Source organism: Actinophytocola sp., from assembly GCF_050699935.1.
GTDB lineage: Bacteria > Actinomycetota > Actinomycetes > Mycobacteriales > Pseudonocardiaceae > Actinophytocola.
Window position 1 is genome coordinate 1 of the sequence record NZ_JBOHGB010000232.1, and the last position, 7,083, is coordinate 7,083.

Annotated in this window: 6 protein-coding genes; 4 read left to right on the forward strand and 2 right to left on the reverse strand. The window is 72.6% G+C overall.

Annotation, left to right across the window (positions count from 1 at the left end):
* Positions 1-363 precede the first annotated feature (363 nt).
* Positions 364-636: a DUF4342 domain-containing protein gene (locus tag ACRDTB_RS36530; RefSeq protein WP_431436825.1), complete on the forward strand. Its 273-nt coding sequence runs from the start codon at positions 364-366 to the stop codon at positions 634-636.
* Here ACRDTB_RS36530 and ACRDTB_RS36535 read toward each other — a convergent pair.
* Entirely contained in the window at positions 633-1,268 is a 636-nt protein-coding gene (locus tag ACRDTB_RS36535; RefSeq protein WP_431436826.1) for a uridine kinase, read from the reverse strand. The genes ACRDTB_RS36530 and ACRDTB_RS36535 overlap by 4 nt on opposite strands.
* A gap of 59 nt (positions 1,269-1,327) precedes the next feature.
* Here ACRDTB_RS36535 and ACRDTB_RS36540 point away from each other — a divergent pair, with 59 nt between their 5' ends.
* Together ACRDTB_RS36540 and ACRDTB_RS36545 are read left to right on the forward strand one after the other, a co-directional pair.
* Positions 1,328-3,409, forward strand: coding sequence for a beta-propeller domain-containing protein (locus ACRDTB_RS36540; RefSeq protein WP_431436827.1), 2,082 nt, complete (start codon positions 1,328-1,330; stop codon positions 3,407-3,409).
* Positions 3,410-3,454: 45 nt separating this feature from the next.
* Positions 3,455-4,921 (forward strand): MFS transporter, encoded by a 1,467-nt coding sequence (locus ACRDTB_RS36545; RefSeq protein ID WP_431436828.1) that lies wholly within the window; start codon positions 3,455-3,457, stop codon positions 4,919-4,921.
* Between the two features lie 25 nt (positions 4,922-4,946).
* On the opposite strand, the gene ACRDTB_RS36550 is transcribed toward ACRDTB_RS36545, so the two are convergent.
* Complete coding sequence (locus tag ACRDTB_RS36550; protein ID WP_431436829.1) at positions 4,947-6,293, reverse strand: cytochrome P450; 1,347 nt, start codon at positions 6,291-6,293, stop codon at positions 4,947-4,949.
* Between the two features lie 38 nt (positions 6,294-6,331).
* On the opposite strand from ACRDTB_RS36550, the gene ACRDTB_RS36555 reads away from it, so the two are divergent.
* Positions 6,332-7,083, forward strand: a 752-nt coding sequence (locus tag ACRDTB_RS36555; protein WP_431436830.1) for an alpha/beta fold hydrolase, incomplete at its 3' end; no start/stop codon positions are given.

Below are 7,083 nucleotides of genomic sequence, written 5' to 3' on the forward strand. Positions count from 1 at the left end.
ACGGGCCAGAGCAGGTGCGTCTGGTGCCGCTGCGCGCCGGCCGGGTTCCCGTGGTCCGCCCCGACGGTGCCCAACAGCTCCCAACTGGGCAGCGTCGAGGCGGGATCCGTTGCGACGGAAAGTTCGCCGCCGCGGGTTCGAGGTCTGGGACCCCGCACGACCGGTCGCCGCGCGTGGATCCGGCCGGACGACACCAATGTATAGGCCAGGCGGCGGTCGTCGTCGAGATCGGTGAATATGATCCCCGCGGATCGTGTCGACGTGTGGCCGGCCGCGCTCGCTCCCGACCACCCGCGGCCGGGTCCGGGGCGGCATTCGCCCGACCGGGCCCGCGCCGCCGTCGGTCGTACTACTGTCACCGGCGTGGCGACGGAAGCAGAGGGGTTCAGCGCCAAGGCGCTCACGGACAAGATCGACCAGCTCATCCGCGAAGGGAACGTGCGGCGCATCGTGGTGCGCGACAAGGACGGTCGTACCATTCTCGACGTGCCGATGACCGTGGGCGTCGTGGCCGTGCTGCTCGCGCCGATGATCATGGCCGCGGCGTCCGCCGTGGCGCTCGCCGGGGGATGGCGGCTCGAGGTCGAGCGCACCGAGCCGGTGACCGTCGACGAACCCTCCGAAGAGGACGGTTAGGTCACCCGCACGGGGTTCGCGAGGTCGGTGTTGTCGATGACGACCGTGGCCCGCGAGCGCGGGTCGCACTCGGCCAGGTACAGCCGCTGGCCCCCGAGATAGCGACGGTTGAGCTCGGCGTCCGGGTCGGGGTCCCCGTAGCCGCGGGCGGCGCCGCGCGGGATCGAGACGGCGAAGGGCACGTCGAGCCAGACGGAGTAGTCCCAGAACCCGGCGAGCTCGTCGCGGTGGGCGAAGATGCCGTCCAGCAACAGGATCGCGCCGGGCCCGGCCGTCCGCGGCACGACCGCGACCGGCGACTCGGCGTGCACGTCGTACACGGCGCGGACGTGTCGCCCGGAGCCGCCAGGTCCGAGCGGGGCCAGCAGCAGCTCGATCACCCGCGGGTAGTCGTAGGAGTCGCGGAAGTACCCCTCCGGTGAGCCACGCCCGCGCCGGTGCCGGATCGCCGGCGGGTGGTGGAAGCCGTCGACGGACGCGCGAACGACCTCGGCACCCCGCTCGGTGAGCTCGCGGGCCAGCTCGTCGGCGAAGTGGGTCTTGCCGGCGCCGTCCACGCCGTCGACGGCGACACGTCGCGCGGCACGCGTGCGGATCTCACCGGCGAGCACGGAGAGGAGTTCGGCTCGCACGGGGCGAAGTCAACCAGCTCGCGTGCAACGCTCTCGTACCGGCCGTCCGTCCAGTTGGCATGAACCAGGACTTACCGAGATGGCCACGCATCGCCGTCGCCGCGGCGGCAGTGGTGGGGTTGGGTGTCGGCGTGGCGGGCACCGCCGTGGTCGTCGGGATGGCCGACGGCGACCGGACCGAGGTCATCGACCCGGGCGCGATCACGCTCGTCTCCTACGACAGCTGTGACTCCGCGCTGCGCGAGCTGAAGGCGGCCGCGTTGCCGCACGTCGGGCCGTACGGCATGGAAGGGGACGCCGTCTTCACGGATGCCGAGGCGGCCCAGGAGGCACCGGCGGCCGCGCCGGCGCCGGGTGCCGGCATGCCGGCCAAGGACGCGGAAGCCGCCTCGAGCGCCGGGGAGCGCTCCGCCTCGGGCGCGGGGGAGCAGGCCGAGGCGCCCGGCCACTCGGGGACCAACAACTACGAGTCCGATGTGGACGAGCCGGACATCGTGAAGACCGACGGCCGCCGGGTCGTCTCGGTCGTCGACGGCCAGCTGCGGGTCGTGGACGTGGCGGGGTACAAGCAGACCGCGAAGGTCACGCTGCCGGGCGGTCACGCCACCCAGCTCCTGCTCGCGGGCGACCGCGCGCTCGTGCTGACCACATCGGGCGGCACGATCAAGCCGATGCCGCGCGGCGGCATCGTGGAACGGCCCGGCGTGGGCGGCGGCTCGCCGGGCTCGCCTGGTGAGCCGGTGCCGGACGTCCCACCGGACGCCTCGCCGCCCATCGACGACCCGCCCCCGAGCTTCGGCTCGCAGCTCGCACTCGTCGACCTCACCGGCGCGGGCAAGGTGCTGGGCACGCTCGCGGTGGAGGGCACCTACCTCGACGCCCGCCAGGTCGGCTCCGTCGCCCGGGTCGTCGTGCGCTCCACACCGCACCTGAAGTTCACCTACCCGGACGGCGACCTCAGCCCGTCGGACCTCGAGGAGAAGAACCGGGCCGTCGTCGAGTCATCGTCCATTTCGGACTGGCTGCCGCGCTACCAGCTGGCCGCCGGTGACCACGTGACCTCCGGCGAGCTGGTCGAGTGCACGGCGGTGAGCCACCCGAAGAGCTACACCGGCTCCGGCCTGCTCACGATCCTCACCCTGGACCTGACCCGGGAGCTGGGGACCGGCGACCCGATCAGCATCGCGGCCGACGGCAACACCGTGTACGGCACGGGCACGAACCTCTACGTCGCCGACGACCACGTCGAGCACGGCGCCGGTGGGTTCGGCCCGACCGACCGGCCGAGGCCCTCCGGCGGTCAGCGGACCGAGGTCTACCAGTTCGACATCTCCAAGCCGGGCCGGCCGGTGCACGTCGCGTCCGGCGGGGTGGAGGGTGGCCTGCTCAACCAGTACTCGCTGTCCGAGCACGAGGGAAACCTGCGCATCGCCACCACGATCACGACGAGCGAGCAGTCGCACAGCGCGGTCAGCGTGCTCACCCGGCGCGGCAAGGAGCTCGCCCAGGTGGGCCGGATCGACGGGCTCGGCAAGGGCGAGCGGATCTACGCGGTGCGCTTCCTCGGCGACGAGGCGTACGTGGTGACGTTCCGGCAGACCGACCCGCTGTACACAGTGGACCTGTCGGTCCCGGCCAGCCCGCGGGTCACGGGCGAGCTGAAGATCACCGGGTACTCGGCGTACCTGCACCCGGTCGGCCAGGGCCGGTTGCTCGGCGTCGGCCAGGAGGCCACCGATGAGGGCATGACGACCGGCACCCAGGTGTCGCTGTTCGACACCTCGGACCCGCGCGGTGCCGAGCGGATCGGCCAGGTCCAGTACGCGGGCGCGCACTCGGAGGTCGAGGGTGACCCGCACGCGTTCCTGTACTGGCCGGACAGGGAGCTCGTGGTGATCCCGATGACGACCTACGGGAATGGGACGTCCCCCGACGCGGGTGCGCTGGTACTCAGGGTGTCGGCCAACACGGTGTCCGAGGTCGGCATGGTGCGCCACACGGTGGACCGCTCCGGCGGCACGCCGTTCACGCCCCGCCGCGCGCTGGTGATCGGCGACGAGCTGTGGACCGTGTCCGAGGTCGGCATGCTCGTCAGCGACATCGACGAGCTGACGCAGGTGGCCTGGCTGCCGTTCGCCTGAACCGGCCGCGTGGCGTGTGCGGGCCGAGGTGGGTAGACATCAGGTGTGAGCGCCGGCTACGCACCGGGTGCGGACCCACGCCGCTGGCGAGCGTTGGTGGTGACGCTCGCCGGCGGCTTCATGATCCTGCTCGACGTCAGCATCGTGACCGTCGCCGTGCCGTCCATCCAGGAAGGCCTCGGCGCGTCGGCCAGCGGCGTGCAGTGGGTGGTCTCCGGCTACCCGCTCACGTTCGGCCTGGCGCTGGTCGCGGGTGGCCGGCTCGGTGACGCGTTCGGCCGGCGCCGGATGTACCTGGTCGCGCTGTCCGGGTTCGTGCTCACCAGCGTGCTGGCCGGGCTCGCACCGTCGCTGGTGCTGCTGGTCATCGCCCGGCTGTTGCAGGGGCTGGTCGCTGGGCTCGTCACCCCGCAGAACGGCGGGCTGATCCAGGACCTGTTCCGTGGCGCCGAGCGCGGCCGCGCGTTCGGCCTGCTCGGCGCCACGATCGGGCTGTCCACCGCGGCCGGCCCGGTGATCGGCGGGGTCATCATCGCCGCGTTCGGCGAGCCCGACGGCTGGCGCTGGGTGTTCCTCGTGAACCTCCCGATCGGCGTGCTGACGCTCGTGCTCGCGTGGTTCCTGGTGCCGCCCATCCCGGCCCGCGAGGTCTCCGCCGACATCGACATCGGCGGCATCGTGTTGCTCGGGCTGGCCGTGCTGTGCGTGCTGTTCCCGGTGGTCCAGTCCGAGGCGGGCGGGCTGGCGCGGTTCTGGTGGCTGTTCCCGCCGGTCGTCCCGCTCGGCTACGCCTTCCTGCGCTGGGAGCGCCGCCGGGTCGCCGGCGAACGCGTGCCGCTGGTGGACATGCGACTGTTCACCGCCACCCCCGGCTACTCGCCCGGTGCCATGATCGGCACCGTGTACTTCTGTGGGTTCGCCGGCATCTGGCTCGTGTTCGCCGTGTTCTTCCAGGCCGGGCTGGGCTTCTCGCCGCTGGAGTCGGGCCTGTCGGTGACGTCGTTCGCGCTCGGCTCGGCCGTGTCGGCCTGGCTCGCGGGGCGGATCGTCGACCGGTGGGGCCGGTGGCTCACGATCGCCGGGCTGACGATGGTCGCGGTCGGGCTCGGCGCGGTCGCAGTCGTGACCATGCTCGTCGACCCCGGCCACCTCGTCGCGGCCATCACGTTCCCGATGCTGGTCGCGGGCATCGGCGGGGGAGCGGTGATCTCCCCGAACACGACGATCACGCTGTCGTGCGTGCCGACCGGGATGGCCGGCGTTGCGAGCGGCGTGCTGCAGACCGGGCAGCGGATCGGCACCGCGGTCGGCACCGCCCTGCTCGCCGCGGTCTTCTACGCGGTGGTCGGCGCGCCCGGCGGCGGCTACCGGGCCGGGCTCGCGGTCGCGCTGTTCGCGGCGGTGGCGCTGGTCCTGTTCGCCCTCGTGCTCGCCGTCGCCGATCTCCGGAGGAATCGCGGGAGGTACGAGGTGAAGGACCTCCCCGAACACTCCATGCCCGCCGGCCCGTGACGACCGTCCGCCCTGCCGTGCTCCGTCATCGCCAGCGGATCGGCAGGTGCTTGATTCCGTGCTGGAAGTTCGACCGCAGCCGCACGGGCTCGCCGGCGGGCTCGACCTCGCCCAGCACGTCGAACAGCGCGGTGAACAGCGCCCGCATCTGGACCTTCGCCAGGTGCGCGCCGATGCAGTAGTGCGGGCCGTGGCCGAAGCCCAGATGGTCGTTCGCCTCGCGGGTGACGTCGAACCGGTCCGGCTCGGCGAACGCGCGCTCGTCGCGGTTGGCCGAGGAGAACCACACCACGACCTTGTCGCCGGCCCGGATCGTGGTGCCGCCGAGCGTGGTGTCCCGGGTGGCCGTCCGGCGGAACCGCATGACCGGCGACCACCAGCGCAGCATCTCGTCGACCGCCCGCGGCAGGAGGCCGCGGTCCGCGCGCAGCTCCCGGTACTGGTCCATATTGGACATGAGAGCGAGCAGGCCGCCGGGCAGCGCGTTGCGCAGGGTTTCGTTGCCCGCCACGGAGAACAGCCAGAAGAGGTTCTCGAACTCGCCGACCGTCACCCTGCCGCCAGTGTCGTGGTCGCTGTCGTCGTCGCTGTCGTGGTCGCTGTCGTCGAGCTCGCGCATGAGGTTGGACATGATGTCCTCGCCCGGGTTGCGCCGCTTGTACTCGCCGAGGTCGTGGGCGTAGGCGTAGAGGTCGGGCATGCCGGCGCGGGTGCGCTGGTCGGGCAGCCGGGCGTGCTCGTCCGGCCGAGGGCGCAGCGCGATGGCCCGCCGCGCCATCTCCGTGGAGCCGTCCGCGGCGGCACGCGAGGACACGGCGTACTCGTGGTCCTGGTAGCCGATCACGCGGTTGCTCCAGTCGAACATCAGCCAGCGGTCCTGGCTCGGCACGCCGAAGAGCTCGGCCAGCGTGAGCAGCGGCAGGTCGGCGGCGATGTCGGTGGCGAAGTCGCATTCCCCGCGCCCGGCGACGTTCGTGACGAGGTCGCGGGCCCATCCGTTGATCTTGTCCTCGAGGCTGGCGATCGCGCGCGGGGTGAACGCGCGGGTGAGCAGCTTGCGCAGCCGGGAGTGCTCGGGCGGATCCTGGTTGAGCATCATCTGCCGGACGAACTCGAGCGCGGCACGGTCCGGCGGGTCGGTGATCTGCGTGGCGCCGAGGTGGGACGAGTACACCGACGGGTTCCGCATGACCTCCTTGACCTCGGCGTGCCGGACGACGCCCCAGAAGCCGGGGCCGGCGGGCCACCGGTCGATCGCCGGCTCGTCCATCCAGATCACCGCGGACTCCGCGCGCAGCCGGGCGAAGGCCTCGTGCGGCACGCCGGTGAGGTAGGTGTCGGGGTCGACGATCACGTCGGTGTCGGCGGACATGCCGCCATTCTGCTATCCCGTGCGGCAAGATCGGGCTCGTGGACGTGTTCCTGGCCCGGCACGGCTCGGGCGATCCGGCATTGCTTCTGCTGCACGGACTCGGTGCGACGGGCGAGGTCTGGGACGGCCTGGTGTCCTCGCTCGTCGGCCGGTGGCCGGGGGAGGTGCTGGTGCCGGACCTGCCTGGGCACGGCCGGTCCGCGCCGCTGCCGCGCTACTCGTTCGGCGCGTTGACCGCGGCGATCGCCGGCGTGCTCGATCCGGGCCGGCCGGTGACGGTGCTCGGTCACTCGCTGGGCGGCGTGCTCGGGCTGACGCTCGCGAGCGGCTGGTTCGGCGTGCCGGTGCCGGCGGTGTGCGGGCTGGGGATCAAGGTCCGGTGGTCGGCGGAGGAGCTCGCGAAGGCGGCGTCGATGGCCGCCCGCCCGGCGAGGACGTTCGACACGCGGGAGGCGGCGGTGGACCGGGCGCTGAAGGTGGCCGGCCTGGCGGGGCTGCTTCCCGACATCCGAACGGGCGTCACCGAGGTCGACGGTGGCTGGCGGCTCGCCCTGGACGGCGCCGCGTTCGGGGTCGGTGCCCCGGACATGCCCGGCCTGCTCGCCGCGTGCCGGGGTGCGGTGATCCTCGCGGCGGGGGAGTCGGATCCGATGTCGCCGGCCGCGGACCTGCGCTCGCTCCGGCCGGACCCGGTCGTGCTGGCCGGTGTCGGCCACAACGCCCACGTCGAGAGCCCGTCGGCGTTGTGGCCGCTGGTCGACCTGCTGCGTGCTGGGGTCGAGCCTGGAAG